23 protein-coding genes are annotated in these 25,993 nt (G+C 51.6%); 7 read left to right on the top strand and 16 right to left on the bottom strand.

The window, feature by feature from the left end; all coding sequences use genetic code 11:
- Positions 1 to 29: 29 nt before the first annotated feature.
- The 10 genes from bamA to LDL70_RS05930 all read right to left on the bottom strand — a co-directional run bounded on the left by bamA (position 30) and on the right by LDL70_RS05930 (position 12,249).
- Positions 30 to 2,372, bottom strand: a complete 2,343-nt coding sequence (gene bamA / locus LDL70_RS05975; RefSeq protein ID WP_225687742.1) for an outer membrane protein assembly factor BamA — start codon at positions 2,370 to 2,372, stop codon at positions 30 to 32.
- Positions 2,373 to 2,632: 260 nt separating this feature from the next.
- On the bottom strand, positions 2,633 to 3,772 hold the full coding sequence (gene rseP / locus LDL70_RS05970; protein ID WP_022712391.1) for an RIP metalloprotease RseP: 1,140 nt from the start codon (positions 3,770 to 3,772) through the stop codon (positions 2,633 to 2,635).
- Positions 3,773 to 3,826: 54 nt separating this feature from the next.
- Positions 3,827 to 4,639, bottom strand: a complete 813-nt coding sequence (locus LDL70_RS05965; protein ID WP_075655422.1) for a phosphatidate cytidylyltransferase — start codon at positions 4,637 to 4,639, stop codon at positions 3,827 to 3,829.
- A 167-nt stretch (positions 4,640 to 4,806) separates the two neighbouring features.
- Positions 4,807 to 5,571 (bottom strand): isoprenyl transferase, encoded by a 765-nt coding sequence (locus LDL70_RS05960; RefSeq protein WP_116088063.1) that lies wholly within the window; start codon positions 5,569 to 5,571, stop codon positions 4,807 to 4,809.
- A gap of 317 nt (positions 5,572 to 5,888) precedes the next feature.
- A complete protein-coding gene (frr, locus tag LDL70_RS05955) occupies positions 5,889 to 6,449 on the bottom strand; it encodes a ribosome recycling factor (protein ID WP_022712394.1) in 561 nt (186 codons plus the stop codon).
- Between the two features lie 199 nt (positions 6,450 to 6,648).
- Positions 6,649 to 7,371 (bottom strand): UMP kinase, encoded by a 723-nt coding sequence (gene pyrH / locus LDL70_RS05950; protein WP_225687740.1) that lies wholly within the window; start codon positions 7,369 to 7,371, stop codon positions 6,649 to 6,651.
- 417 nt (positions 7,372 to 7,788) lie between these two features.
- The gene (tsf, locus tag LDL70_RS05945) at positions 7,789 to 8,712 is read right to left on the bottom strand and encodes a translation elongation factor Ts (protein ID WP_022712396.1); all 924 of its coding nucleotides are present in this window, start codon (positions 8,710 to 8,712) and stop codon (positions 7,789 to 7,791) included.
- Positions 8,713 to 9,068: 356 nt separating this feature from the next.
- Positions 9,069 to 9,836 carry a 30S ribosomal protein S2 gene (gene rpsB / locus LDL70_RS05940; RefSeq protein ID WP_028233986.1) on the bottom strand — a complete coding sequence of 256 codons (768 nt, stop codon included), beginning with the start codon at positions 9,834 to 9,836 and terminating at the stop codon, positions 9,069 to 9,071.
- Positions 9,837 to 10,119: 283 nt separating this feature from the next.
- Entirely contained in the window at positions 10,120 to 11,220 is a 1,101-nt protein-coding gene (locus LDL70_RS05935; protein ID WP_225687738.1) for an alkene reductase, read from the bottom strand.
- A 186-nt stretch (positions 11,221 to 11,406) separates the two neighbouring features.
- Positions 11,407 to 12,249, bottom strand: a complete 843-nt coding sequence (locus tag LDL70_RS05930; RefSeq protein WP_225687736.1) for a cell envelope integrity EipB family protein — start codon at positions 12,247 to 12,249, stop codon at positions 11,407 to 11,409.
- A 305-nt stretch (positions 12,250 to 12,554) separates the two neighbouring features.
- Here LDL70_RS05930 and LDL70_RS05925 point away from each other — a divergent pair, with 305 nt between their 5' ends.
- The 4 genes from LDL70_RS05925 (at position 12,555) to LDL70_RS05910 (ending at position 15,504) form a co-directional block, all read left to right on the top strand.
- Entirely contained in the window at positions 12,555 to 13,022 is a 468-nt protein-coding gene (locus LDL70_RS05925) for a RidA family protein (protein ID WP_022712400.1), read from the top strand.
- A 2-nt stretch (positions 13,023 to 13,024) separates the two neighbouring features.
- The gene (locus LDL70_RS05920; RefSeq protein ID WP_225687734.1) at positions 13,025 to 13,765 is read left to right on the top strand and encodes a glycerophosphodiester phosphodiesterase; all 741 of its coding nucleotides are present in this window, start codon (positions 13,025 to 13,027) and stop codon (positions 13,763 to 13,765) included.
- A gap of 82 nt (positions 13,766 to 13,847) precedes the next feature.
- A complete protein-coding gene (locus tag LDL70_RS05915; protein ID WP_225687732.1) occupies positions 13,848 to 15,071 on the top strand; it encodes a GNAT family N-acetyltransferase in 1,224 nt (407 codons plus the stop codon).
- Between the two features lie 10 nt (positions 15,072 to 15,081).
- Positions 15,082 to 15,504, top strand: coding sequence for an HIT family protein (locus tag LDL70_RS05910; RefSeq protein WP_022712403.1), 423 nt, complete (start codon positions 15,082 to 15,084; stop codon positions 15,502 to 15,504).
- Between the two features lie 30 nt (positions 15,505 to 15,534).
- Here LDL70_RS05910 and LDL70_RS05905 read toward each other — a convergent pair whose 3' ends face one another.
- Positions 15,535 to 15,882 carry an AzlD domain-containing protein gene (locus LDL70_RS05905; protein WP_225687730.1) on the bottom strand — a complete coding sequence of 116 codons (348 nt, stop codon included), beginning with the start codon at positions 15,880 to 15,882 and terminating at the stop codon, positions 15,535 to 15,537.
- Complete coding sequence (locus LDL70_RS05900; protein WP_225688412.1) at positions 15,879 to 16,547, bottom strand: AzlC family ABC transporter permease; 669 nt, start codon at positions 16,545 to 16,547, stop codon at positions 15,879 to 15,881. The genes LDL70_RS05905 and LDL70_RS05900 overlap by 4 nt, the downstream gene beginning before the upstream one ends.
- Positions 16,548 to 17,123: 576 nt before the next feature.
- Here LDL70_RS05900 and LDL70_RS05895 point away from each other — a divergent pair.
- Positions 17,124 to 18,617, top strand: a complete 1,494-nt coding sequence (locus LDL70_RS05895; protein ID WP_116088069.1) for an acetyl-CoA hydrolase/transferase family protein — start codon at positions 17,124 to 17,126, stop codon at positions 18,615 to 18,617.
- A gap of 65 nt (positions 18,618 to 18,682) precedes the next feature.
- Here LDL70_RS05895 and clpA read toward each other — a convergent pair whose 3' ends face one another.
- Together clpA and clpS are read right to left on the bottom strand one after the other, a co-directional pair.
- Positions 18,683 to 21,142, bottom strand: coding sequence for an ATP-dependent Clp protease ATP-binding subunit ClpA (gene clpA / locus LDL70_RS05890; protein ID WP_151159266.1), 2,460 nt, complete (start codon positions 21,140 to 21,142; stop codon positions 18,683 to 18,685).
- Between the two features lie 6 nt (positions 21,143 to 21,148).
- A complete protein-coding gene (gene clpS / locus LDL70_RS05885; protein ID WP_028233987.1) occupies positions 21,149 to 21,499 on the bottom strand; it encodes an ATP-dependent Clp protease adapter ClpS in 351 nt (116 codons plus the stop codon).
- A 757-nt stretch (positions 21,500 to 22,256) separates the two neighbouring features.
- On the opposite strand from clpS, the gene LDL70_RS05880 reads away from it, so the two are divergent.
- Positions 22,257 to 23,846, top strand: a complete 1,590-nt coding sequence (locus LDL70_RS05880; protein WP_370637776.1) for an SPOR domain-containing protein — start codon at positions 22,257 to 22,259, stop codon at positions 23,844 to 23,846.
- Between the two features lie 222 nt (positions 23,847 to 24,068).
- On the top strand, positions 24,069 to 24,356 hold the full coding sequence (locus LDL70_RS05875) for a hypothetical protein (protein ID WP_022712411.1): 288 nt from the start codon (positions 24,069 to 24,071) through the stop codon (positions 24,354 to 24,356).
- 13 nt (positions 24,357 to 24,369) lie between these two features.
- Here the strand turns inward: LDL70_RS05875 and LDL70_RS05870 are convergent, their stop codons facing one another.
- Positions 24,370 to 24,810 carry a DUF1489 family protein gene (locus LDL70_RS05870; protein WP_075655438.1) on the bottom strand — a complete coding sequence of 147 codons (441 nt, stop codon included), beginning with the start codon at positions 24,808 to 24,810 and terminating at the stop codon, positions 24,370 to 24,372.
- A 104-nt stretch (positions 24,811 to 24,914) separates the two neighbouring features.
- The gene (locus tag LDL70_RS05865) at positions 24,915 to 25,982 is read right to left on the bottom strand and encodes an ornithine cyclodeaminase (protein ID WP_022712413.1); all 1,068 of its coding nucleotides are present in this window, start codon (positions 25,980 to 25,982) and stop codon (positions 24,915 to 24,917) included.
- Positions 25,983 to 25,993 lie beyond the last annotated feature (11 nt).

Here is a 25,993-nt window from a genome sequence, read left to right as displayed (position 1 = left end):
AGATTACGCCTCAGGAAAAAGCAAATTTATCAGAACTTGCTCGACATACCAAAATTGAAGTTCTGAACTTTGTCGGAATCTTCTTTCTTAATAGGAATAGCATAGTCAAAGCGCAGCGGACCGAACGGAGAAGCCCACATCAGACTTACACCAGCCGAAGCTCGCAGTGCACTGCCGGTTCCCATTGCACCTTCAGTCTTGTTACCATAGAGCGTTGCAGCATCTGCGAAGAACGCACCACGGATACCAAGGCTTTCCGGAACAACCGGCATCGGGAACTGAACTTCAGCGCTGGCGTTGAAGTAAGTTGTGCCACCGAGCCAGTAACGGTCACCGTTAGCAGCATCCTGATAAGCACCGATACCGTTATATTTGAAGCCGCGGATCATGTCAGTGTTACCTTTGAACATATCAAAGATACGCAGACCGTCATCGGTGAAGGAATGAATGTAACCACCACCGGCAGTCAGCACACCAACAACATCAGCTTCCTGCAGCAAGGTCTTGTAATAGCTTGCTTTTGCAGTTGTCTTCATGAATTTGGCATCGCCGCCGAGACCAGCAAATTCCTGACCGAAGCGAACATAAATACCGTCATGCGGGTTGTTCGGGTTATCGATCGTATTATAGGTCAAAGCATAAGAAATCGACGAACGCAGCCATGGGCTCTGTTCAGCGGCTTCAATCAGAGCAGGAGCGTAGATATTCATATCATTGCTCTTGAGCTTATACTTTTCCTGAACCAGGTTATAACCGATGCTCGCACCGAAATTATCGGTAATCGGCAGACCAAAACGGATTGTACCACCGGTCTGTTCTACGTCATACTGATCTTTAACGCGATACGACTTACGGAAAATATCGAAGCCTGCAGAAACGCGCTGACCGAGGAAATAAGGCTCGGTGAACGAGAACGAATAGTTACGCGCATCATCCTGACCGGCACCTGCACCGATACGGATATACTGACCACGACCAAGGAAGTTGCGCTCTGCAACCGAACCTTCAACCGAAGCACCCGGTGTTTCACCACCCGATGTATAACCTGCACCGATGGAGAATTCACCTGTAGGTTTTTCAACAACGTCAACGATCAGCACAACCTGATCCGGCTCAGAGCCCTGAGCGGTCGAGATGTTAACTGTCTGGAAGAAGTCCAGAGCTTCGAGACGACGCTTGGCGCGTGTAATCATAACCTGATTGAAAGCATCGCCTTCGCTCATGTCGAATTCACGACGGATAACATAATCACGGGTCTTATCGTTACCGCGGATTTCGATACGCTGCACGTAAGCGCGCGGACCTTCTTCCACGTTATAAACGACCGAGATTGTGCGGTTTTCGAAGTTACGGTCGCCGCGTGGCTCAACCTTAGCGAAAGCATAACCGCTGCCGGCAACGCGCTCAGTTACAGCTTCAACCGACTTTTCAACGTCGTTGGCGCTATAAACTTTACCTGCGCGGGTCTTCAGCATGCCGCCGAGCGCTTCAGTATCAACGCCGGCGATTGAGCTTTCAACCTGAACATCACCGAATGTATAACGCTGACCTTCTTCAACAGTGAAGGTGATCGTATATTCGTTTGTCGCAGGATCCAGAACCGCATTAGACGAAATCACGCGGAAGTCAGCATAACCACGGTTGTAGTAGAAACGACGCAGCGCTTCTTCATCTGCCTGCAGACGATCTTCGCTGTAAATGTCGCCGCGTGTCAGCCATGACAATGGATTGGTACGCTTGGTGGAGATCACGTCACGCAGACGACGACCACCGAAAGCTTCATTACCTACGAAATCGATATTGGCGATTTTTGTACGGCCGCCTTCAGTGATTTCATAAACAACGTTTACACGACCCTGACCGAGATCAACCGTACGGGCGTTCACAACAGCGTCGCTGCGGCCAACATTGCGGTAAGCCTGAATGATGGCCTGACGATCTGATTCCATCTGTGCAGGATCAAAAGGGCTACGCGCCTTCAGCTCTACCGCACGACCGAGATCAGCATCTTTGACCTTCTTGTTACCCTGGAAGAGTACGTTGTTAACAACCGAGAACTCGGAAACCGTGACAACGAGTGCACCGCCCGACTGGCTGATACGAACATCAGAGAACAGGCCCATATTGAAAAGGCTTTTTACAGCCGCATCAATATCAGCATTGGTGAATGACTTGCCAGGCTTAATGCCGATGGCGCCACGAATTGTCGATGCATCAACCCGCTTGTTACCGCGAACGTCAATACGACTAACGACTGCTGCCTGTGCAACACTCACAGTAGCAAATGAGATCGCTGACGTTCCGGCAGCAACCATAGCTACCGACATAGCGACCGCAGAAGCAGCACCAAAGAACTTTGAATTTGCCGTCATAGGTCTATTTAACCTTCGTTTCGTTGCCCCGGGCCGTAATCCGGGAAAATAGCGCATAATGCAAACTGTAATAACCAGTTTTCATATACAAGCAAGCTTCACTATTAAAATCTGTTTACTTCATTCCCGAACGTGGCACAGGTGCCACGCAAATCCAATAGCATGGTAAACAGATTATTGCTTTTCTTGTATAATCCCCTCGTATTTTACACAATTCGTTAATGTTTTAATTCAAAGGCTTGAGCCTTGTCCAGTTCAGATTAGCAGCCAAAGAGATCATTGTAAAAGACGAATCCCATAAAGCCGAGAACGACAAAGAAACCAAGCCGGAAGAATAATTCCTGTACTGCCACCGGAACAGGACGTCCCAAAACAGCCTCTCCCGCATAAATCACCAGATGCCCGCCATCAAGAGGGGGAAGCGGAAATAAATTGAACAATCCAATGCCAACCGACAGCATCGCAATCAGCTGAACCAGCCATTCAAAGCCGTGTTGCGCCGCTTGTCCGGCCATATTAGCAATTTTTACGGGTCCGCCCAGCTGACATTTATCTTCACGCCCCATTACCAGTCTCTTCATAAAAGTACCGGTACGGCTGATGATATGTCCGGTTTCGACCACAGCCTCACCCACCGATTCGAGCGGGGAATATTCAACCTTGCGGTAATTGCCTGTGTCTTTGGTGATCGTAACACCGATCACACCGAGCTTGATTTTGTTACCCAGCGCATCCGTCTGCTCCATAATTTCAGGAACAGCTTTCAGGTTGATTTCCTGCCCGTCGCGCTCAACTGTGAAAGACAGTTCATCACCGCTGCGTCCGTTCACAATACGTTGCACATCGGCAAAACTATTGATCTGCGTACCTTCCACATTGATGAAACGGTCACCCGGTTTAAAGCCTGCCACAGCGGCAGGACTGCCTTCATTAACCTCTGCAATGGTCGGATCAGCAACAAGGCGTCCGTAGCTGGCAAAGAAGAAGCTCAGAATGGCAATTGTCAGCAGAAAATTGAATGCCGGGCCTGCAAAAACGGTTGCAGCACGCTTCCAGACCGGCTGCGTCGCAAAAGCAACCTTGCGCTCGGCTTCAGTCATGGCGGACAGCCCCTCGCCGTCCGGCGCACTGGCGGCATTCATATCACCGGCAAACTTCACATAGCCGCCGAGAGGAATCGCACAGAGCTTCCAGCGTGTACCGTTACGCGCCGTATAACCGATCAGCTCCGGCCCGAATCCGATAGAAAAGGCCTGAACGCCGATACCGCACAGACGGCCGACGATGAAATGTCCCATCTCATGAACAAAAACAACAACGGCGAGAACGAGAATAAACGGAAGTAATGTGCCAACCAGCAGGCTGTCGCCGCCGAATAAATATGCAAGGGGATCACCCAAAACTCTAACTCCCGTAATTCAAAGTCTCAAAATATGCTTTTAATGCAGCGCCACTTACAAAGGCTGCAAAACAATGCCGATAAACATTGCTGAAGGTGAATCCGGCCCTGTCACCAGAGCACCGATAATATAGAGCATGACAGCCGCAACAATCAGGCCATCCACGCGATCCATCACCCCGCCATGCCCCGGCAGCAGCTTACCGGAATCCTTGGCTCCGAAACGACGCTTGACCCACGATTCTCCGAGATCGCCCATCTGTGAGGCAACCGAGAGAGCAATAGCCAGAATAACCATCGGATATTTCACGCGGTCAAAGCTGAAATAGCTGACCGCTGCTGCAGCAATCATTGCCGCCACAACACCGCCAATTGCGCCGGACCATGTTTTATTCGGAGAAAAGCGTGGAGCCAGTTTTGGTCCGCCGAGGCTGCGTCCGGTGAAATACGCAAAAATATCCGTCGCCCAGACAAGCGCGAAGAGATAAATAATTGCAATCAGACCGGAGGTGGTTTCGCCGCGCAAAACCGCCAGACAGACCATCGGCACACCGGCATAGATCAGCCCTGCCGCAGTCCAGTTAGAGCGCTGGATCAGGAAAACCGCACCGGCTGCAAGAATGGCCAGAATCTGAATTGCCGGAACCTGTATCAGCATAAGACCCGCAGCAACCGAGAGCACCGCCCAGCCTGCCGTCAAACCGGAGCGCGTCTGCTTCGAGGCGCTCAGCGTTGTCCACTCATAGAAAATCGCGAAGCCAATCACGACAGCCAGTACACGGAAACTCATACCGCCCAGCCAGATCAGCAGAATTGTAACGGGCGCAAGCACTGCTGCCGTCATGATACGCAATTGAAGATTGGACACGAAAACCCTCGCCCCTAGAGCATTTTTAGTTTAAATTGAATCATTACAAATGCTCTATCTGTTTGATTTTACGCGCATCTTGCTCCGAAAACCGCTTCGCACTTTTCGGGATGCGCTCTAAGTCTGTCTATTTATGATCCGGCCAAGCTGAAACGCACAGCACGAACCTAACCCGCATTATGCCGCAAAGGTACCACGTCCGTTTCACCGGACAAATTTTGCATGTCATCAGCTTCCAGCCCGCCAAAACGGCGAACGCGCTTACGGTATTCATCAATCGCAGCAAATAAATGCGCAGGCTTGAAATCCGGCCAATATTCCGGAGCGAACAGAAATTCTGAATAAGCAGCCTGCCAGAGCAGGAAATTGGACAGCCGCATTTCGCCGCTGGTACGGATAATCAAGTCAGGATCAGGAATATCTGCTGTATCAAGCCTTTCAGAAATCATTTCGGCCGTAATGGCATCCGGCTTCATCTGCCCTGCAGCAACGGCTTCCGCAATCTGACGCATTGCTCGTGTCAGCTCGTCCCGCGCCCCATAATTAAAGGCAATAACAAGCGTCAGACCGCTATTGGCTGCGGTCAGTTTTTCGGCCTCATTCAGAAGCACACAAATATCCGAGGCAAGGTCATCACGCGCGCCGATAATACGTACACGGACATTCTGACTATGAAGCTTATTCAGATCGCGGCGGATGAACAGCTTCAGCAATCCCATCAGTTCCGTGACTTCGGAATTCGGACGCGACCAGTTCTCGGAAGAAAATGCAAAGAGGGTAAGAAATTCCAGCCCTTTATCCCCTGCAGCACGCACAATGCCGCGCAGAGCATCCACACCCGCTTTATGACCGGCAACACGCGGCAGACCGCGCGCTTTAGCCCAACGACCATTGCCATCCATAATAATGGCGATGTGGCGCGGATCGGACATTCAGGCATATTCCTTTTTTTGACAGAACGGCTGCCGTCAGGCGCCATGCTTATCCGGTTTAAGAACTTAGAGAATTATCAGCATCAGACTGCAACCAGCAACAACATGCATAATTATTCTGTACTATAATAGAATCCGCAAAATGTCTTTTGCACGGCCACTCCGGCATTCACTATGCGTATTCGCGGATATATTCTTTTCACCGGAGATATACGGCAGTCTCAGATATCAGAGTGGTTAATTGATACTGAACCACTCTGATATCTGTTCTTACAGTTTAGAGCGACCTTTATGCGCCCAATCGGGCGAATGGCGCCTTAGACCTGCATAATTTCCGCTTCTTTAGAAACCAGAAGCTTATCAACTTCCACAATGGTTTCGTCAGTCATTTTCTGCACTTTGTCAGACAGGGTGCGGCTGTCATCCTGACTGATGGTGCCGTCTTTTTCCAGTTTCTTCAACTGATCCATACCATCGCGGCGCACATGACGAACGGCAACTTTAGCACCTTCGGCATATTGGTTTGCAATTTTAACCAGCTCCTTACGGCGCTGTTCATTCAGTTCCGGCAGCGGTACGCGCAGTGTCATACCATCAGTAATCGGGTTCAGACCCAGACCGCTATCGCGGATTGCACGTTCAACCGCACCGACCATGCTCTTGTCCCAAACGGAAACAGACAGCATACGGGCTTCAGGAACAGTAATCTGCGCCACCTGATTGATCGGCATGGTCGAACCATAGGCTTCAATCGTCAGAGGCTCCAGAAGGCTTGCTGAAGCGCGTCCGGTACGCAGACCACCCAAATCATGTTTGAAGGACTGAATCGCACCATCCATACGGCGTTTCAGATCGTTTACATCCAGAGCGTCGCTCATAATATCTCTCCTTGGGCGTACACCAAACATCTTGCGCTTTTACAGTGCATAATACTGCCTGATAGTCGGAAACAGGTTTCAGACCACACAATTCGCTTTTTGTTTAGAACAGCTTGACGCAAATGATAAGCACAAAATCAAAGCTTTGCTGAATTGAATCTGTGTACACACACAGATTCAATTCAGGAACCGGTGCTTATCAGGCGTCTGTCACAACCGTGCTGCGGCCTTTGCCCTGCAGAATCTGCGCAAAGCCGCCTGCTTCATGAATGGAATAAACCACGATCGGAATGCGGTTTTCCTGTGCCAGAGCCACTGCTGTCACATCCATCACGGCCAGACCTTTATCCAGCACTTCCTTGTGGGTCAGACGGTCGAAACGCGTGGCAGACGGATCTTTCTTCGGATCAGCACTGTAAATACCGTCAACCTGCGTACCCTTAAACAGGGCATCCGCACCGATTTCAGCAGCACGCAAAGCAGCCGCAGAATCGGTTGTGAAGAACGGATTACCGGTACCACCGGCAAAAATTACAACCTTGCCCTGATCCATATAGGCGGTTGCCTGACGCTGCGAGAAGCTCTCGCACAGTTCCGGCATAGCAATCGCCGAAAGCACAACTGCATCAACGCCCTGCTTGACCAGAGAGGTGCGCAGAGCCAGCGAGTTAATCACTGTAGCCAGCATACCCATATGATCGCCGGTTACGCGGTCGCCGCCTTTGGAGGCAACAGCCAGCCCGCGGAAAATATTACCACCGCCGATAACCACGCCGACTTCAACGCCGAGCGCACACGCTTCGGCAATATCACTTGCAATGCGGTCAGCAACGGACACGTCAATGCCAAATCCCTGCTCACCCATCAGCGCCTCACCTGACGCTTTGAGGAGAACCCGTTTATACAGTGTCTTACCAGCCATGGGATCCCTTTTTTGATTTCGGTCCGAACTTCCCCACCGGCAAGCGGACATGGTTTTTAAATAGTCCGGTGCACATGAACTTGCAGATATTCACATTTTTAGCCGGAACACAGAATGATTTTCTGCCGCGAGCAACCGTCGCCAAGCATAATTGCATGACCGGTGCAGATGACAAGAAAAAGCATGAATATGTTTCGCATACATCAAGGGCATCGCATTGTCACGCGATGCCCTTTCATAACTGACAAGTTTTTAGAGCCTGTTGCATTTTATGGAATGCATAGCGCCCGCTCTGTTTTCTTGTTTTACGCATGTCGTAAAAATGCCGGCCTGACAGAGTCAGACCGGCATTTTAAATTCGGGCAGTAAACCGCATTCTGAAAGGCGCATCGCAATTCAGGATGCGCCTGTAAAGAATTAGCCTTTGTTTACGGCAGCAACTTCAGCAGCGAAGTCGGTTTCTTCTTTTTCAATGCCATCGCCCAGAGCGAAGCGAACAAAGCCGGTTACCTTAGCAGGTGCGCCGATTGTTTTTTCTGCTTCTTTAAGCGCAGCTTCTACGCTCAGGTCCGGGTTGATAACGAAAGCCTGCGACAGAAGAACAACTTCTTCAAAGAACTTGCGCATACGGCCGTCAACCATCTTGGCGATGATTTCTTCCGACTTGCCGGACTGACGAGCCTGATCAGCAAAGATTGCTTTTTCGCGCTCAACGGCAGCAGCATCAACTTCAGCGGAAGTCAGAGCCAGCGGGTTGGTTGCGGCAACATGCATAGCGATCTGACGACCGATAGCGGCAGCAGCTTCTGCATCACCGGTTGTTTCGATAGCAACCAGAACGCCCAGCTTGCCGAGGCCGTCTGCAACGCCGTTGTGGATGTAAGAAGCAACAACACCATTTTCCACGCTCAGAGCAGCGGAACGACGGAATGCCATGTTTTCACCGATGGTGCCAACAGCATCTTTAATAGTGTCAGTTACAGTCTTTTCCGAACCCGGATAGGTTGCGTTTGCAACGGCATCAGTCGAACCGTCGGTGCCCAGAGCAACCTTGGTTACGTTCAGAACGATTTCCTGGAAAGCAGCATTACGGGCAACGAAGTCTGTTTCGGAGTTAACCTCAACAACAACAGCTTTTTTGCCTTCGCTGGCAACGCTTACCAGACCTTCAGCAGCTGTACGGCCGGCTTTCTTGTCAGCTTTAGCGATACCCTTCTTGCGCAGCCAGTCCATGGCAGCTTCCATATCGCCATTATTTTCGTTCAGAGCGGTCTTGCAGTCCATCATGCCTGCGCCGCTGAGTTCACGAAGTTCTTTAACCATTGCTGCGGTAATGCTCATTGTCGCCTCTCAGAGAAAGCAGCAGACATCCGGCAAAGCGGCATGCCCGCTATGGATCATTGTTCAGACAGCGGACCTGTCTTTTATCCAATGACCGATTAATCATTACAGCCCGCGTTGCAATTTCTGCAAAACGTCAACTGTATACATACGGGATAGCAGGAGCCGAAAAGGCTCAAATTGGATAAGACACAGATTTCACCGTTCGCGGACGGAATCAGAAACGACTCACCCGTTTCAGATATTTACCGGTTTAAAACTTCAGTTTTTTGAAGCTCTGCAAACACGGCAAATTGTGTCTTTTAAGCAGAATATCTGCCGGATCTGAAAACAGATCCGGCAGACAAGAAAACGAATTAAGCGTTTTCAGCAGCTTCCAGAGCTGGCTCAACAGGAGCTTCAGCCTGCGCACCGATATCGATGCCCAGAGCGCCCTGCTGACGCATAATGCCGTCCAGAGCAGCTTTAGCAATCAGATCGCAATAGAGCGAGATTGCGCGAGCAGCATCATCGTTACCTGGGATCGGGAAATCGATCTGGTCTGGATTACAGTTGCTGTCGATAACAGCAACAACAGGGATACCAAGACGCTTGGCTTCCTGAATTGCAATCGATTCCTTGTTGGTGTCGACGATGAACATCAGGTCAGGAACGCCGCCCATATCCTTGATACCACCGAGAGCGCGGTCCAGCTTTTCGCGTTCGCGTTCCAGAGTCAGGCGTTCCTTTTTGGAATAGCCCTGAGCTTCGCTCGACAGCAGTTCGTCAAGCTTGCGCAGACGCTGGATCGAGTTGGAAATGGTTTTCCAGTTGGTCATCATACCGCCGAGCCAGCGGGAGTTGACGTAATACTGAGCCGAACGGCCAGCAGCGTCAGCAATGATTTCCGAAGCCTGACGCTTGGTGCCAACGAACAGAACGCGGCCGCCACGAGCAACAGTATCAGAAACAACCTTCAGCGCATTGTGCAGCAGAGGAACGGTCTGAGCCAGGTCAAGAATGTGGATGTTGTTACGTGCACCATAGATGAAAGGTGCCATTTTCGGGTTCCAGCGATGTGTCTGGTGACCGAAGTGAACACCAGCTTCCAGAAGCTGGCGCATGCTGAAATCAGGCAATGCCATTGTATTTTCCTTTTCCGGTTGAACCTCCACGGGCTGAGGCACAAATGTGCCACCGGAGGCGTTGTGCGGATTTCTCCCGCCCATAACCCAAATCCCGTGTGTGGAATAATGCGGCTGGTAAACGATGAATGAAGAAAATGCAAGCCCTGAACGGTCAAAAACCGCCGGAAGCCGGAACGCAGCCTTCATTATCAGATATTACACAGCCATAAGACTATAGCACAGGGACATTCCCGCCGGAACTCTTGTTCTGCGGCGGAAACATCCCTGCCCTTATCTGCGTTTAAACAGCTTCATAGGCCGGATAATCGGTATAACCCTTTTGCGCACCGCCATAGAAAGTTGTGTGATCGGCCGGTGCCAACGGCCAGCCGCGCTGCATACGCTCGGCCAGATCAGGATTTGAGATATATGGCCGGCCGAAAGCCACCAGATCTGTAAGCCCTTCATCGAGAACACGCTCAGCCGTTTCCTGCGTATAGCCGCCGGCAAAGATCAGCGTGCCCTGATAAACCTCACGGAACTTCTTCAGGAATTCACGGCCTTCTTCTTTTGCCAGCAAACCACCGGCATTGCCGATATGAATATAAGCCAGTTTGCGGGCGGACAGCTCGGCAGCCAGTGTCAGCCATGTCTCCTCCTCCCCGTCAAAGGCATGAAGATCAAACAGGCGACTGAAAGGTGTCAGGCGGATACCGACACGGGCAGAGTCGATACGTGCAACGGCCGCATCAACAACCTCCAGCGCAAAGCGGATACGTCCGGCAATTGTCGCGCCGCCATAGCCATCTTCACGCTTATTGAAACCGGCATTGATGAATTGCTCGATCAGATAGCCGTTTGCACCGTGAATTTCGACACCATCAAAACCGGCTTTAACGGCATTATCCGCGGCATCGGCAAATTCTCCGGTAATGCGGGCAATATCGTCAGTATTCAATGCACGTGGTGCGCTGGGGGCAACCAGCCCCGGTGTTCCGCCCTCACCAAGGGCAAAAACATTTGAGTCTTTTGCAATTTCAGCAACAGGTGCAACAGGCGCAATACCGTTCTTTTGTACGGAAACATGGGAAACACGCCCGACATGCCAGATTTGTGAGAAGATTTTACCACCCTGCGCATGAACGGCATCCGTTACTTTTTTCCAGCCCTCAACCTGCTCGGCAGAATATACACCGGGCGTATAGAGATAACCGCGCCCCTCATCAGAGATCGGCGTTCCTTCACTCACAATCAGGCCTGCTCCGGCACGCTGGGCATAATATAATGCCGTGTCGCTGTTCGGCACCGTATCAATTGCGCGTGCGCGTGTCATAGGTGCCATCACCACACGGTTTTTAAGCGGCAGGCCGTTGAGATCATAGGAAGAAAAAAGATCGGACATTATAATACCTTTGCTTGTAAAAATTATCCGCGCCACCACAGCACGCACGGATCAATCTCAGTCACAGAGATATTTATAGTCAAGACTACAAAATACAAGGCACGGAAATTCAATAAAATGAAAAAAGCGGCAAATCCGTTTCCGGAAATGCCGCCTTGTCATCGAAACCTGTAGAATTATGCCGGATTATTCGCAGGTTGCCGCCGCTGCCGGTTTAAACATTTCCAGATTGACCAAGGTGCCTTTCATGGAAAAATCACCGTAATCCATGTTCAGATCACGGGTTACGCCGTTGCGGTAGAGTTTGAAATTCACGCGATAGACCGGCAGCCCTTCGTCGCTCTCTTCATCATCAAAATAAGCGACGGTCACAGGCCAGCTCTCTTGTTTGGCCACCTCACCCATGACTTTGGTTTCGGTGTCTTCAGGCAGCACCTGCCCTTTACCGATCACGGCTGTGGTCGCCATAATCTTATTGGCATCATCGGAACCGTCAAAAATTGTCGTCTGATAAAAGGTGTCGCCCTTTTGCGCGCGAACAAGCAGTTCTTCCATATGACGGGTCGGGAACTGCGAGAGTGCCAGTTTGAGATCCTGTTTTTCAGGCTTGGTCAGCGCCACATCCATCTGTTTGTCGCCAAGCGCCGCATTCCCGCGCACTTCTTTAATCAGCTCTTTATCGACAAAGGTTTTATTGACGAAACGGAAGCGGCTGCCGTCTCCCGCTTCAAAAGTAGTGGTCTGCTGGTCTGTAACGCGCTGATCCTGCCCTTCCATATCGATACGGGTCACGAAGCGGAAATTCGTTGTATAGCCTTCGCAGGCCGAGCCGTTGAATTCATAGACCATACGTCCGGTCACACCGGCAATGCCGGATTTTTCATCGGCGCGTTCCAGTGTCAGATCATAAACTGCGCGATGCGGCAGAAGTGTGCTTCCTGCATAAGCTACGGTGCTCAGCACTGCAGGAACAACAAAACCAGATCCGAACACAAGGGCCTGCAAAATGGGGGCCTGCAAAAAACGCATAAAGATTCTCCGATAAATTTATCGCCATGTTAAAATAACTCATGGCGGAAGCGAGGCAAAAATCACAGCTTTTGCTATGCTCCACTGATTCTGTCAGTTTGAACTTTATTTTTGTATATGCATGACACCTAAAACACACAGATCACGCATAAACATTCATCCCAACAATTCAGGGCCGACATTCGGAACCGACAATGAAGGGCAAACTGTTAAAGAATCCCTGCGGAATATAAACCGCCCCAAAATGACCTTATTGTTTGCCGTCCACTCTGATGTGACGATAAAATAAAACCGGAAAGAGCGCCATGACCTCGACAATCGAAACCCGCCTCAAAGATCTCGGCATTTCAATTCCAGAATCCGCAGCACCGGCTGCGGCTTACCTGCCTTTTTCCCAGAGCGGCAATCTGCTGTTCACCTCCGGCCAGTTGCCACTGAAAGACGGCAAGCTCGTTTCCACCGGTCTGGTTGGCCGCGATCTGACCATTGAACAGGCGCAGGAAGCAGCAAAATATTGCGCAATCAATGTGCTGTCACAGGCAAAAGCGGCTCTGGGCGGCGATCTTTCCCGCATCAAGCGCATTGTCAAAATCACTGTATTTGTTGCGTCTGTTGTTGATTTCACCGATCAGCACATTGTTGCAAACGGCGGTTCGCAACTGTTCATCGACGTTCTCGGCGATGCAGGCAAACATGCCCGCTCCGCTGTTGGCATGGCTGGTCTGCCGCTGAATGCACCGGTTGAAATCGAAGCCGTGATTGAGGTTGCCTGATTATGAGCGCTGCGCCTCGTGATGAACTGAAATGGCTTACCCGCCGGCCGATTGCCCATCGCGGGTTGCACGATATGAATAAAAAGGTCTGGGAGAATACTCTCCCGGCCTTCAGTGCAGCCATTGCAGGCAATTATGCCATTGAATGTGACGTGCATCTGACCAAAGACGGTGAAGTCATCGTGTTTCATGATGATGTGCTGGATCGCCTTGCCGGCCGCGAAGGCCGCATTTGTGATCTGACACTGGCCGAGGCTCAGTCACTGACCATCGGCACCACACAGGATCACGCTCCGTCGCTTCGCCAGATGCTTGATCTGGTTGCCGGACGCGTGCCGCTGGTTATCGAACTCAAAGGCATTGAAGGTCAGGACGAAGGTCTGGTTGCCGCCGTTGCCAAAGAGCTGAAAACCTATCAGGGCGAAGCGGCGATCATGTCCTTCGACCATCACCTCATCCGCCGTTTCCGCAGCGATGCACCGGGTGTTGTTGCCGGTCTGACGGCAGAAGGTACAAGTGCCGCCGATATGGAAAAGCACTTTGCCATGCTCGCGCATGATGTGGATTTTGTTTCTTACAATTTCCACCATCTGCCAAATCCGTTCATCAGCTTCTTCCGCACCGTGCTCAACCGTCCTGTCATCACATGGACAGTGCGTAGCGCGGAGGAAAAGGCCGTGAGCGACATGCATGCACAGCAGATCACGTTTGAAGGCTTTATACCCGACAGCGTAATCGCCTGAGGCAACACTATCTTACCGGCGCATAGTGTGATGCGCCGGTAAAAACCAGACATGACAAAACGGGTGGGAATGGTTGATTGCTATGCGTGAGGAAGCAGAGGAAGAAACCAGCATTATTTTGCGTAACGTTAGCTCCATGCAGGGTTTCAGCCCTGAGGCATGGGCGCAATTTTCTGAAACCAGCAAACATTCCGCAGCCACGTCCACAGACGGTATTGCTGCGAACAAATCCTATAATCCGTTTCTCTCTTATGCCTATCTTTCCGCGCTGGAAGATTCCGGCTGCGTCGGTGAAAATACCGGCTGGCTGCCCTGCCATATGCGCCTTGAAACACAACAGGGCGTATTGCTGGCCGCAGCTCCTGCCTATCTGAAATCCCATAGTCAGGGTGAATATGTTTTTGACCACGGCTGGGCTGAAGCCTTTGAGCGTGCCGGTGGTCAATATTATCCCAAGCTGCAACTGGGTATTCCGTTCACTCCGGCAACGGGCGCACGCCTGCTGACTACAGAGAATAATCCTGAACTGCGCCGCCTGCTTGCCAGTGCCGTTGCGCAATTCACCAATCAGAACCAGTTGTCATCCGCACATGTAACCTTTGCTGAAGTGCCGGATATTCAGGCTCTGACTGAGACCGGCTTCCTGCATCGCAAGGATCAGCAGTTTCATTTCAAAAACAATGGCTTTCAGGAATATAGTGATTTTCTGGAAGAACTTGTTTCCCGCAAACGTAAAGCCTTAAAGCGCGAACGCCGCGAAGCTCTGAGCAATGGCATTTCCATTGACTGGCTGACCGGCTCCGATCTGACAGAAGACATCTGGGATCAGTTCTACGCATTCTATATGGATACCGGCAGCCGCAAATGGGGGCGTCCATATCTCAACCGTGAATTCTATTCGCTGATCGGCGAGCGCATGGGCGATGATATTGTGCTGATTATGGCCAAGCGCGACGGGCACTATATTGCCGGTGCGATCAATTTCATCGGTGGTGACCGGCTGTTCGGCCGTCACTGGGGCTGTATCGAAGATCACCCGTTTCTGCATTTTGAAGTCTGCTATCATCAGGCAATTGATTATGCGATTGCACATAAATTATCAGTGGTAGAGGCTGGCGCACAGGGTGAACATAAGCTGGCACGCGGCTATGAACCTGTGACCACCCATTCCGCCCATTATATCAGCCATCCCGGCTTTCGTGATGCTGTGGCGCAATATTTGCGCCGCGAGGTCCGCGAAGTCGAAATGAATAACAGCTATTATGCGGAACACAGTCCGTTCCGCAAATTCCATCAATCTGAATAGGGAGCCATCCATGACCACGCCTTATGCCAGCGACAATATTTTCGCCAAGATCCTGCGCGGCGAAATTCCGAGCCATAAAATCTATGAAGATGATGATGTCTATGCATTTATGGATGTGATGCCGCAGGGCAAAGGCCACAGCCTTGTCATCCCGAAACAGGGTTCACGCAACCTTCTCGATGCAGACAGCGCCGTGCTGGCCAAGCTGGTTGCTGCCACGCAGAAAATAGCCGTTGCGGTGAAGAAGGCTTTTGATGCTGATGGTGTAACCGTCATGCAGTTTAACGAACCGGCGGCAGGTCAGACCGTTTTCCATCTGCATTTCCATGTCATTCCGCGTTTTGAAGGCGTTGCCCTGACCGGTCATACCGGCAAGATGGAAGATCAGGCTGTGCTTGCTGAAAACTGTCAGAAGATTATCGCAAGCCTTTAATCTATAAGACTTATATCTCTGCACAGAGCATTATAAAATAAGAAGTCCTGCGAGCAGCAGGGCTTCACCGGTCAGCACACCGACCAGAATACGCTGCCCCGCCAGCAGAAACGCAATGAAGCCAAGAATGGCGGAACCAGCCCGCAGCCACATCGGCGAATTCGCAAGTTCTCCCGTCGGATAGAGAATAAGCTGGGCAATAACGCCCGCCACCAAGGCTGTCGCCACACAGCGCACCAGCACCAGAGCTTGCGAATCCTCGCGCATTTTGCCGCCAACCAACACGCCGAGAAAGCGCCAGATATCCGTCGCCAGCGCACCGGCGATCAGGATGAATAAATATGGCCACCACCATGTATCAAAGCTTGCGAAATTCATGACAGCACTTCTTTCTGAGCCTCTTTCCGGCGCAAATTCTGCACATAGAGATGAAAGCCGAAGGCCATCGCACCACCGGTCAGGCCGGTGAGCAACAGATCATATCCCGGTGCAATGGCATGCATCACCGGAAAGATCAGCAAGCCGCTCAGCAAGGCCGCTTTGCCCGCCTGCTCACGCGATGAGCGCCAGAGCGAAGTGAGAAAATACATCGGTGTCAGCATGAAAAGCGCTGCAAAGAGCAGCGGCGGAAAACTGGCCGAGAGCAAATAAATCAGCGCTACAACAGCCGCATTGGTCAGCACCAGTGTTACACCGATACCGGCAAAATAGCTGGTGCGCAGATCACGGCGAATATGGCGCAACTGTTCCATTGCCATGACCCATGCGGTCACCGCCACAAAATGCGAGAGAAACAGCAAAGTGATCTTGCGCGAACGCGGCCCTTTAAGCTCTGGCAACAAGGCCACAACCATCGGCATCAGACGCACGGAGGACAGTGCCACAGCCAATGCAGCGGCAGCCATTGAGCTACCTGCGGAGATCGCACCGATCAGAACCACTTTGGCGGGCAGAGCCCAGATCGTCAGCGTCATAAACACTGCCTGCCCCATGGTAATACCGCTCTCAATGGCCAGACCGGAAAAGCCGATAAAAGAGCTGATCAGCAGCAGCGCCGGTATACTGAATATGTTGCGCGCGCCACGTCCGAACCATTGCACCCGCTCTGTGAAGGATGAAGCGGCATCCGCATTATAGCCGCCTGCATTACGATGCGCTTTTGGCAACTGCGGCGCAGACTGGCTAACGGGCGGCTGATGATCTGGCATGGGAAACTATCTTACATATAAATGTCAGCATATATGACATTATTGTTAGACCCAGCCCATGTGCTTTGCAATGCTGTCAAAAGCAGTCATTCGTAACAGGCATGAAGTTCTTATCGTCAAGCCTGTTATGCATAGTCCGTTCAAGACACATGAATGTAAAATCGCGACAGAATGACCTTATCAAAGACAAGGCTGGCAAAAGCCTCCGGTAAGAGATAAGCCCTTTTGGCAGAGCAGTTTACGTTTAGGTTAATCTTCAACTTCTGCTTTTACGCCGATACTGCGTATTAGAGCGCCGGGCGCCCCATGGGCGCACAAAACTCGCTCTAACACTTTAAAATGAGAGCATATGTATATGCGACTAACTCTCTGGCTCCTCCCTGTCAGAGATCCTTCGAATATAGGTTTCCCATGCTAGAAGATCGTATCCGCAATTCCTCCCTGCAAGATAAAGTTGTGACACCTGCTGAGGCCGCAGCCCTTATCAAAGACGGGATGACAATCGGCATGAGCGGTTTTACCCGTGCCGGCGATGCCAAAGCCGTGCCGGTTGCCATGGCTGCACAGGCTAAAGACACACCGTTCAAAATCACCCTGCTTACCGGTGCATCGCTCGGCCATGATGTCGATAAAATCCTCACCGAAGCCGGTGTGCTTGCCCGCCGTATGCCGTTTCAGGTTGACCGCACATTACGCGCCGCCATCAACCGCGGTGAAGTGATGTTTATCGACCAGCATCTTTCTGAAACTGTTGAGCAATTGCGCTCCAATCAGATCGGGCCGGTTGATTATGCGGTTATTGAAGCCATTGCCATCAATGAAGACGGCGGTGTTATCCCGACAACTTCCATCGGCAATTCGGCCAGTTTCGCCATTCTGGCAAAGAAAGTGATTGTTGAGATCAATCTCAGCCACTCTCTGGCGCTGGAGGGGCTGCATGATGTCTATATTCCGACCAAGCGCCCGTCCCGCGATCCGATTCCGGTTGTGTCCTGTGAAAGCCGCATCGGCACACCTTATATTCCGATCCCGCCTGAAAAAATCGCAGCGATTGTCATCACCGAACAGTCGGACAGTGCTTCACTGATTGAACCGGCGGACAGCGAAACATCAGCCATTGCCGGACACCTGATTCACTTCTTTGAAAGCGAAGTGGAAAAAGGCCGTCTCGACCTGTCACTCAACCCGCTACAGGCTGGTATCGGCACGATTGCCAATGCGGTTCTGACCGGCCTCGTGGACAGTCCCTTCCATCATTTGCGCATGTATAGCGAAGTGTTGCAGGACAGCACATTCGATCTGATGGATGCAGGCAAGCTCAGCTTTGCTTCCGCTTCCTCAATCACACTCAGTCAGGCATGCGGCGAGCGCGTTTTCGGTAATTTCGACCGCTACAAAGACAAGCTTGTGCTGCGTCCGCAGGAAATCAGCAATCATCCGGAAGTTATCCGCCGCCTTGGTATTATCGGTATCAACACCGCGCTGGAATTCGACATTTACGGCAATGTGAATTCCACCCATGTGGCGGGTACACATATGATGAACGGCATTGGCGGTTCGGGCGACTTTGCACGTAATGCCTTCCTGTCGGTTTTCGTCACCAAATCGGTGGCTAAGAATGGTGCGATTTCCTCAGTCGTGCCGATGGTGCCGCATGTTGACCATACGGAACATGATGTGGATATTCTGGTGACCGAACACGGCCTTGCCGATCTGCGCGGCCTTGCTCCGCGTGAACGCGCATCCGTGATTATCGAGAATTGTGCGCATCCGGATTACCGCCCGCAATTGCGCGACTATTTTGCCCGCGCCTGTGAGCGTGGCGGTCAGACCCCGCATATTCTTGAAGAAGCCATCTCATGGTATGCGTTGAAAGAGAAAACCGGCACGATGCTGAAAAGCTGATCCGGCTTTCAGCACATAAATTTCTCTAATAAAAAAGCGCCCGTTTGAAACGGGCGCTTTTTATTTTATTCCTTCGTTCTTGGAACCTTCGGCACAGAGGCCGATTTACGCTTCGGTTCCGTTGCCTCAGGAGCCGAGCTGCTATCAGCTGCAACTTTTGCCGGTTTCTTTTCCGGCTTGGCTGCAGCTTCCGCAACCTCCTCATCAGGCTGTTCTTTCTGCGGCTTGACCGGCTTGGCCTTCACCACATCCATCACCAGACCAGTCTTGCCATCCGGTTTTTCGCCGGTTGTGACTTTGACCGTGCCGCCATTTTTGAGCTTGCCAAACAGCAACTCGTCGGCCAGCGGCTTCTTGATATATTCTTGAATAACACGACCCAGAGGGCGTGCACCCATGCGTTCATCATAGCCTTTATCAGCCAGCCAGTTGATAGCTTTCTTATCCAGTTCAAAGGTCACGCCGCGATCAGCCAGCTGGGCTTCCAGCTGCATGATGAATTTCTGCACCACTTTATGGATAACCGGTACAGGCAGCGGGCCAAACGGAATAATCGCATCTAAGCGGTTACGGAATTCCGGTGTGAACAGACGGTTGATCGCCTCCATATCGTCACCTTCGCGACGGGTGGAGCCAAAGCCGATTGCTGCTTTCGCCATATCTGCCGCACCGGCATTGGTGGTCATAATCAGAATGACATTGCGGAAATCAATCTGCTTGCCATTATGATCTGTCAGACGACCATGATCCATAACCTGCAACAGAATGTTGAACAGATCCGGATGGGCTTTTTCGATTTCGTCGAGCAGCAGCACGCAATGCGGATGCTGGTCCACGCCATCGGTCAGCAGACCACCCTGCTCAAAGCCGACATAACCCGGAGGTGCACCAATCAGGCGCGATACGGTATGACGCTCCATATATTCGGACATATCAAAGCGCAGCAGCTGCACGCCCAATGTGCTGGCAAGCTGCTTGGCAACCTCCGTCTTACCCACACCGGTCGGACCGGAGAACAGATAAGAACCGATCGGCTTATCCGGCTCACGCAGGCCTGCACGCGCCAGTTTGATCGCAGAGCTGAGCGATTCAATCGCCAGTTCCTGACCATAAACCACACGCTTGAGGTCTTTCTCCAGACTGGCAAGCACCTGCTCGTCATCCTTGGAGACAGTCTTCGGCGGGATACGCGCCATGGTTGCCACGGTCGCTTCAATCTCTTTGATGCCGATAACTTTTTTGCGTTTGGCTTCCGGCAGCAGCATCTGACTGGCACCGCTTTCATCAATCACGTCAATCGCCTTATCCGGCAATTTACGGTCAGTGATATAACGGGCAGACAGTTCTACTGCGGCAGTGATCGCATCATTGGAGAACTTCACTTTATGGAAGTCTTCAAAATAAGGCTTCAGACCGCGCATGATTTCAATGGCATCCGGAATAGTCGGCTCGGCCACATCAATCTTCTGGAAACGGCGCACAAGTGCCCTGTCCTTTTCAAAGAACTGGCGGAACTCCTTGTAAGTCGTTGAGCCGATGCAGCGAATCTGCCCTGAAGACAGTGCAGGCTTCAGCAGATTGGACGCATCCATCGAGCCGCCGGATGTGGCACCCGCACCGATAACGGTATGGATTTCATCGATAAACAGCACGGCACCCGGATAATCTTCCAGCTCTTTGACAACCTGTTTCAGACGCTCTTCAAAATCACCGCGATAACGGGTACCGGCCAGCAGACTGCCCATATCGAGCGAGAAGATCGTATCATTGAGCAGAACTTCCGGCACATCGCCGTCAACAATGCGCTTGGCCAGACCTTCGGCAATCGCGGTTTTACCCACGCCCGGATCGCCCACATAAAGCGGGTTATTCTTGGAGCGGCGGCACAGAACCTGAATAGTACGGTTGATTTCGCTTTCGCGTCCAACCAGACGGTCGATTTTACCGGCCTTGGCTTTTTCATTGAGATTGACGCAATAGGCGGTCAGCGCATCAATTTTCTTTTTGCTCTGTTCTTCATTCTCAGGCTGCGCTGAATCTTCAGCACTATGCGCCTTGCCTTCGGTCAGATCATCACTGACACCCGAACGCTTGGAAATACCATGAGAAATATAATTGACCGCATCATAGCGGGTCATTTGCTGTTCCTGCAGGAAATAAGCCGCATGGCTTTCCCGCTCGGCAAAGATTGCGACAAGCACATTGGCGCCCGTCACTTCATCGCGGTTTGACGACTGCACATGGATTACCGAACGCTGAATCACCCGCTGGAAAGCGGCTGTCGGCTTGGAATCCTCATCATAACCGGTCACCAGATTATCCAGCTCGCGGTCGATATAGTCGGTGACAGTCTTTTTAAGCTGCGCAATATCGACATTGCAGGCACGCATAACCGCGCCGGCATCTCTGTCATCAATCAGAGCAAGCAGAAGATGCTCGAGCGTGGCATATTCGTGATGACGTTCATTGGCGATGGTCAGCGCCTGATGAAGTGCTTTTTCAAGGCTTTGGGAGAATGTTGGCATTGTACCTCACTTTTTCTCCATCACGCATTGCAGCGGATGCTGATGTTGACGGGCGAAATCCATCACCTGCGTCACTTTGGTTTCGGCAACTTCATAAGTATAGATACCGCATTCACCGACCCCGTGATTATGGACATGCAACATGATGCGTGTCGCATCTTCACGGTTTTTCTGGAAAAAACGCTCCAGCACATGAATAACGAAGTCCATCGGCGTATAGTCATCATTCAGCAGCAGCACCCTGTACAGGCTTGGCCGTTTTAAGCGGGTTTTCGTCCGCGTAATAACAGCTGTACCATTACCCGGGTCCTTCGGGTCACCATCGTCACTCCCCATCACAGGAGACTTGGCCTGCATAAAAGGAGTAACCTGTAAAAAATGGTCTGCTGCACACATTCCTGATCGTATCCGTCCTGATCGTATCTGTATTTTCTGAAGTCACGCTGTATGGCGGGAAACCACACATCGTAGACCTATTATGTAGGTTGAAACGCGGCAATGTTAAGCCCCGCAGAACACAAAGCCCGACACGTCCTCATTCACGTCCAGAGTATCGCGCCTGCAGGAAAAAACCAGCATGAAACACATCATTTAAGAAAAGATTTCCGCAAACCGCACAGGGGCAAATTAATAAAGCACGCAAAATTGTCCCCGTTTCTGCATTTTAAATACCAGTCTCAAGATCGGCCTGAAGACTGGCAAGTGATTCAACCAAATCACTCTCATCAGGGCCGGTAAATTGCAGCCCGTAATGTATCAGCCCCTTAGCTCTGATTATTAACAGTTTCAGGACAGAAGATGCGTTACGAACAGGAAAATACGCTTTTGCAGAGCAAAATTTTTGTAAGACTCACAATTTCTTGAAACCAGCTTGAAAAGAAACACCGCATAAATTTTTTATTTATTAGCAGGTACTTAACACGATGCAGACAGATCGGATGACCGTCCAGACATGCCCGCCAGCTAAAAAAGCATCATAAAAATCAAAAAAAGATCATGATTTGCCCGTCTATAAACGGATTGGTAAGGCTGTTGGCAATATGATCACGGAAATGTTCGTGGCGTGTCCTTTGCGCCACACCTGAAAATTGGCAGTCCAGGTAGGTAAGTCACCGTGTATCATGCGTTCCGTCACGCCGCATCCGGCATCAAGATTGCGGCCCGCTCATTGTTAGCAGTAACAATGGCCGGCGCCCTCACTCTTACCATCACGACAGGTTCCGCTCAGGCAGCAAAGAACCCGCGTCATGCCGCGATTGTGATTGATGCCAATACCGGCAAAACCCTGTTTGCAGAAAGCGCAGATGCCAAGCGTTTTCCCGCTTCCCTCACCAAAATGATGACCCTTTATATGGTCTTCGAGGCGATGCAGGCCGGACGCATCAACAAAAACACCAAAATTCCGTTCTCCAAATATGCAGCAACCCGTCCGCCGACAAAAATCGGCGTACCGGCAGGCCAGACAATCAGCGTTGAAGATGCGATTATGGCGCTGATTACCCGCTCAGCCAATGATGCTGCAGCTGCTCTTGGTGAATATCTCGGCGGTTCCGAGCCACGTTTTGCACAGATGATGACGGCCAAGGCACGTCGTCTCGGCATGCGCTCCACCACATTCCGTAATGCTTCCGGTCTGCCAAACCCGAACCAGCAGACCACAGCCCGCGATATGGCGATTCTCGGTATCGCGCTGCGCCAGCATTACCCGCAATATTACGGCTATTTCGGCCGTTCCAGCTTCCAGTTCCGTGGACGCACGATCAATGGTCACAACCGCCTGCTCGGCCGCGTTGAAGGCGTTGACGGCATTAAAACCGGCTATGTAAACGCATCCGGCTATAATCTTGTCACTTCCGTCAACCGTGACGGCCGTCGCATCGTCGCCGTTGTAATGGGCGGCAGCAGCGGTGCATCGCGTGACGCAGCAATGACCCGTCTTATTCAGGCACATCTGCCAAAAGCAACACCGTCGCGTCGTGGCAGTGATGCCCTGCTGATTGCCCGTAATGATGCACCTGCAGGCCCTGCAGTTGCCGCTGAACCATCTCCTCTGCCGCGTGCGGTTCCGCTGCCGGCTGAACGTGCCGACCAGCCGGTTCTGGTTGCTGATGCTTCCGGCTCCGCAGGCAGTGCTCAGGATGCAATCAGCGCAGTTATCGCCCGTCAGAAACCGGTTCCTGCCCAGCAGCCTGAAATGCTGGCTCTGGCAGCACCGACACCGCGTCCTTCTGCTCCGGTATCTTCCCAGCTTGTGGCTATTCCGACACCTAAAGCATCGATCCCGAATGTTGATCCGGTTACCACAGCTTCCGCCAATACAGCTGCTTCCCGTATGGGTCTGGCACCAAAGCCTGTTGCTGCTGTGCGCAATGAGCCGATTGCTGTACCGCAGGAAAATACCCGCCAGCAGCAGCCGGAACAGACTGCCGTTGCCATGGCCGCCGCAGCTGATATTTCCGGTGCATGGGCTATTCAGATCGGCTCCCTGCCGAGCGAAAATCAGGCACAGGAAATGCTGAATAAAGCCGCCCAGCAGGCAGGCAGCACCCTGCGTGCAACCTCCCCGATGACTGAGACTTTCAACAAGGGTAACAACACATTCTACCGTGCACGTTTTGTTGGTTTTGACACCAAAACTGCCGCATGGGATGCCTGTGCCGCCCTGAAGAAAAAGAACTTCAGCTGCTATGCAATCGCGCGTTAATGCGCGCGGTTCGCACCGCTTAGAGCATAATTTCTTAAATTTGAATCAGTTTAAGTTAAAATTATGCTCTAATTTCAAAGTGTTAGAGCGACCTTTATGCACCCAATGGGGCGCATGGCGCTCTAAGACCGTAATATCCGATATTATCCGGCTTTGTGTTTCGCCGGTATAGTTCAGGCAGGCCATCTGCAAACCCAATGAGTATTGTGTAAAGGGTTTACAATGTCGAATATGCTCAATCTGTTTGGTTTCACCAATGTTGATCCGGTGGAATCCGACTCACAAAAGCCAGGCAAAACCACTTTGCTCAGCGTCCACGCCCTGCGTAGTGCTGCTGCCCGTCTTGCCGATTTGCGCGCTGATGGCGCATCCCTGAATACGCGTGAATTTGTAGGGCTTCTGGTCTGCAATGCACAGCGCAGCCGTCGTATCAGCCTGCCGGAAGCATCCTTGCGCATTGCGACAGGCAATGTGAACGGACGCACAGCAATCCGCCTTAAACTGCGCTGATATTCTTTATTGATTAAATAAGACCCAGCGCCGCCAGTTCGCGGCGCAGCTCCACAGGCAAAGCCTGCATACCGCCGCCCGCTCCGGCTCTGTCATCCTGCGGCACTTCTTCATCCGCAATATAACGCCAGCCCTGAAACGCTCTGCGTGGCTGCCAGACAGTCGGGATCACTTTCGGTTCCAGCACCAGATGACAACGACCGATACCGTCTTCACCGGTAAAAGTGCGTACTTCCAGCAAACGCTGACGCGCCTGAATATTGCCCTTGATCACCCAATAGAGTGAACCACCGTCAAGCAGCTCTGCTTGGCGTTTCGGTACCATTCGCGTTGTATGAAACTGCTCCGGCACCACGCCGTTTGCACGGCATTCCTCAAGGCGGAAATCAATCCACGCTGCCAGATCTTCAAGGGAATCACATCCCACACAGAGTTTTACAAGATGCAGAGCCATGAGCGGCAATTACTCCGTTGTTTTAATGATGTCCAGTATTCAGCAATTGCACAAACAAAAACGGGCAGGAGTAACCCTGCCCGTCTCTGTGATTTATTCGCGAATTAAGCAGCTTCGCCTGCGAGTTTCTTTTCGCAGCGCAGCAGCATGCCGAACAGGTCGCGCGGCTCATCCGGATCTGCCAGCAGATCGAGATTTTCATAGAGACCTGTGGATTTCAGCTTGTCGTGAATATAGCGCAGTGCCGAGAAATCTTCGGTCGCAAAACCAACCGAGTCAAACAGGGTGATCTGGTTCTGGTCACGGCGACCCGGAACAGTACCGTTCATCACCTGCCACATTTCGATAACCGGATGATCGGCATCAAGCTGCTGGATTTCGCCTTCGATACGTGTCTGCGGCGGATATTCAACGAAGATATCGGAGCGCAGCAGAATGTCTTTGTGCATTTCTGTCTTGCCCGGGCAATCACCGCCAACGCCGTTGATGTGAATGCCGCTGCCGATCATATTGTCGGTCAGGATCGTGGCATTCTGCTTGTCTGCGGTCACAGTGGTGATGATCTGAGCGCCCTGCGCTGCATCTTCCGCACTAGTGCAAGTGACGATTTCAAAACCGAAGCCTGCGAGATTCTGTTTGCATTTCTCAGTGGCAGACGGGTCAATATCATAGAGACGCAGGGACTTAATGCCGAGCAGCGCCTTGAATGCCAGCGCCTGAAACTCGGACTGTGCGCCATTGCCGATGATCGCCATGGTCTGCGCATTTTCCGGTGCCAGATATTTGGCAACAACGGCTGAAGTCGCAGCAGTACGCAGCGCTGTCAGAATGGTCATTTCGGTCAGCAGCATCGGATAGCCGGTATCCACATCGGACAGCATCCCGAAAGCAGCAACGGTCTGCAGACCGTCTTTCATGTTCTTCGGATGGCCATTGACATATTTAAAGCCGTAAAGCGCACCGTCACTGGTTGGCATCAGCTCAATAACACCGTCATGGGAGTGGGAAGCAACACGCGGGGTCTTGTCGAATTTTTCCCAACGCAGAAAATCTTCTTCCACATAGGCAGAGAGCTCTTTCAGGAATTCTTCAATACCGACTTTCAGAACCAGCTTCATCATGTGGTCAACACTGACAAATGGTACGAGGTTCAAAGTTGTTCTGTCACGCATCAGGTTTTCTC

The sequence above is a fragment of the Pseudochrobactrum sp. XF203 genome (assembly GCF_020341615.1).
Taxonomy (GTDB): Bacteria; Pseudomonadota; Alphaproteobacteria; order Rhizobiales; family Rhizobiaceae; genus Pseudochrobactrum; species Pseudochrobactrum saccharolyticum.
Note: the sequence above shows the minus strand (reverse complement) of the source record. Positions and strands in the feature narration are given on the sequence as shown.

What these genes read in the sequence shown, in the direction of transcription:
- LDL70_RS05930 (WP_225687736.1), bottom strand. Translation starts at nt 12,249, where the DNA reads ATGCGTTTTTTGCAGGCCCCCATTTTGCAGGCCCTTGTGTTCGGATCT.
- rpsB (WP_028233986.1), bottom strand. Translation starts at nt 9,836, where the DNA reads ATGGCATTGCCTGATTTCAGCATGCGCCAGCTTCTGGAAGCTGGTGTT.
- LDL70_RS05920 (WP_225687734.1), top strand. Translation starts at nt 13,025, where the DNA reads ATGAGCGCTGCGCCTCGTGATGAACTGAAATGGCTTACCCGCCGGCCG.
- LDL70_RS05910 (WP_022712403.1), top strand. Translation starts at nt 15,082, where the DNA reads ATGACCACGCCTTATGCCAGCGACAATATTTTCGCCAAGATCCTGCGC.
- LDL70_RS05935 (WP_225687738.1), bottom strand. Translation starts at nt 11,220, where the DNA reads ATGTCCGATCTTTTTTCTTCCTATGATCTCAACGGCCTGCCGCTTAAA.
- clpA (WP_151159266.1), bottom strand. Translation starts at nt 21,142, where the DNA reads ATGCCAACATTCTCCCAAAGCCTTGAAAAAGCACTTCATCAGGCGCTG.
- LDL70_RS05870 (WP_075655438.1), bottom strand. Translation starts at nt 24,810, where the DNA reads ATGGCTCTGCATCTTGTAAAACTCTGTGTGGGATGTGATTCCCTTGAA.
- pyrH (WP_225687740.1), bottom strand. Translation starts at nt 7,371, where the DNA reads ATGGCTGGTAAGACACTGTATAAACGGGTTCTCCTCAAAGCGTCAGGT.
- LDL70_RS05875 (WP_022712411.1), top strand. Translation starts at nt 24,069, where the DNA reads ATGTCGAATATGCTCAATCTGTTTGGTTTCACCAATGTTGATCCGGTG.
- LDL70_RS05960 (WP_116088063.1), bottom strand. Translation starts at nt 5,571, where the DNA reads ATGTCCGATCCGCGCCACATCGCCATTATTATGGATGGCAATGGTCGT.
- LDL70_RS05915 (WP_225687732.1), top strand. Translation starts at nt 13,848, where the DNA reads ATGCGTGAGGAAGCAGAGGAAGAAACCAGCATTATTTTGCGTAACGTT.
- clpS (WP_028233987.1), bottom strand. Translation starts at nt 21,499, where the DNA reads ATGCAGGCCAAGTCTCCTGTGATGGGGAGTGACGATGGTGACCCGAAG.
- LDL70_RS05895 (WP_116088069.1), top strand. Translation starts at nt 17,124, where the DNA reads ATGCTAGAAGATCGTATCCGCAATTCCTCCCTGCAAGATAAAGTTGTG.
- LDL70_RS05865 (WP_022712413.1), bottom strand. Translation starts at nt 25,982, where the DNA reads ATGCGTGACAGAACAACTTTGAACCTCGTACCATTTGTCAGTGTTGAC.
- LDL70_RS05925 (WP_022712400.1), top strand. Translation starts at nt 12,555, where the DNA reads ATGACCTCGACAATCGAAACCCGCCTCAAAGATCTCGGCATTTCAATT.
- frr (WP_022712394.1), bottom strand. Translation starts at nt 6,449, where the DNA reads ATGAGCGACGCTCTGGATGTAAACGATCTGAAACGCCGTATGGATGGT.
- LDL70_RS05905 (WP_225687730.1), bottom strand. Translation starts at nt 15,882, where the DNA reads ATGAATTTCGCAAGCTTTGATACATGGTGGTGGCCATATTTATTCATC.
- bamA (WP_225687742.1), bottom strand. Translation starts at nt 2,372, where the DNA reads ATGACGGCAAATTCAAAGTTCTTTGGTGCTGCTTCTGCGGTCGCTATG.
- tsf (WP_022712396.1), bottom strand. Translation starts at nt 8,712, where the DNA reads ATGAGCATTACCGCAGCAATGGTTAAAGAACTTCGTGAACTCAGCGGC.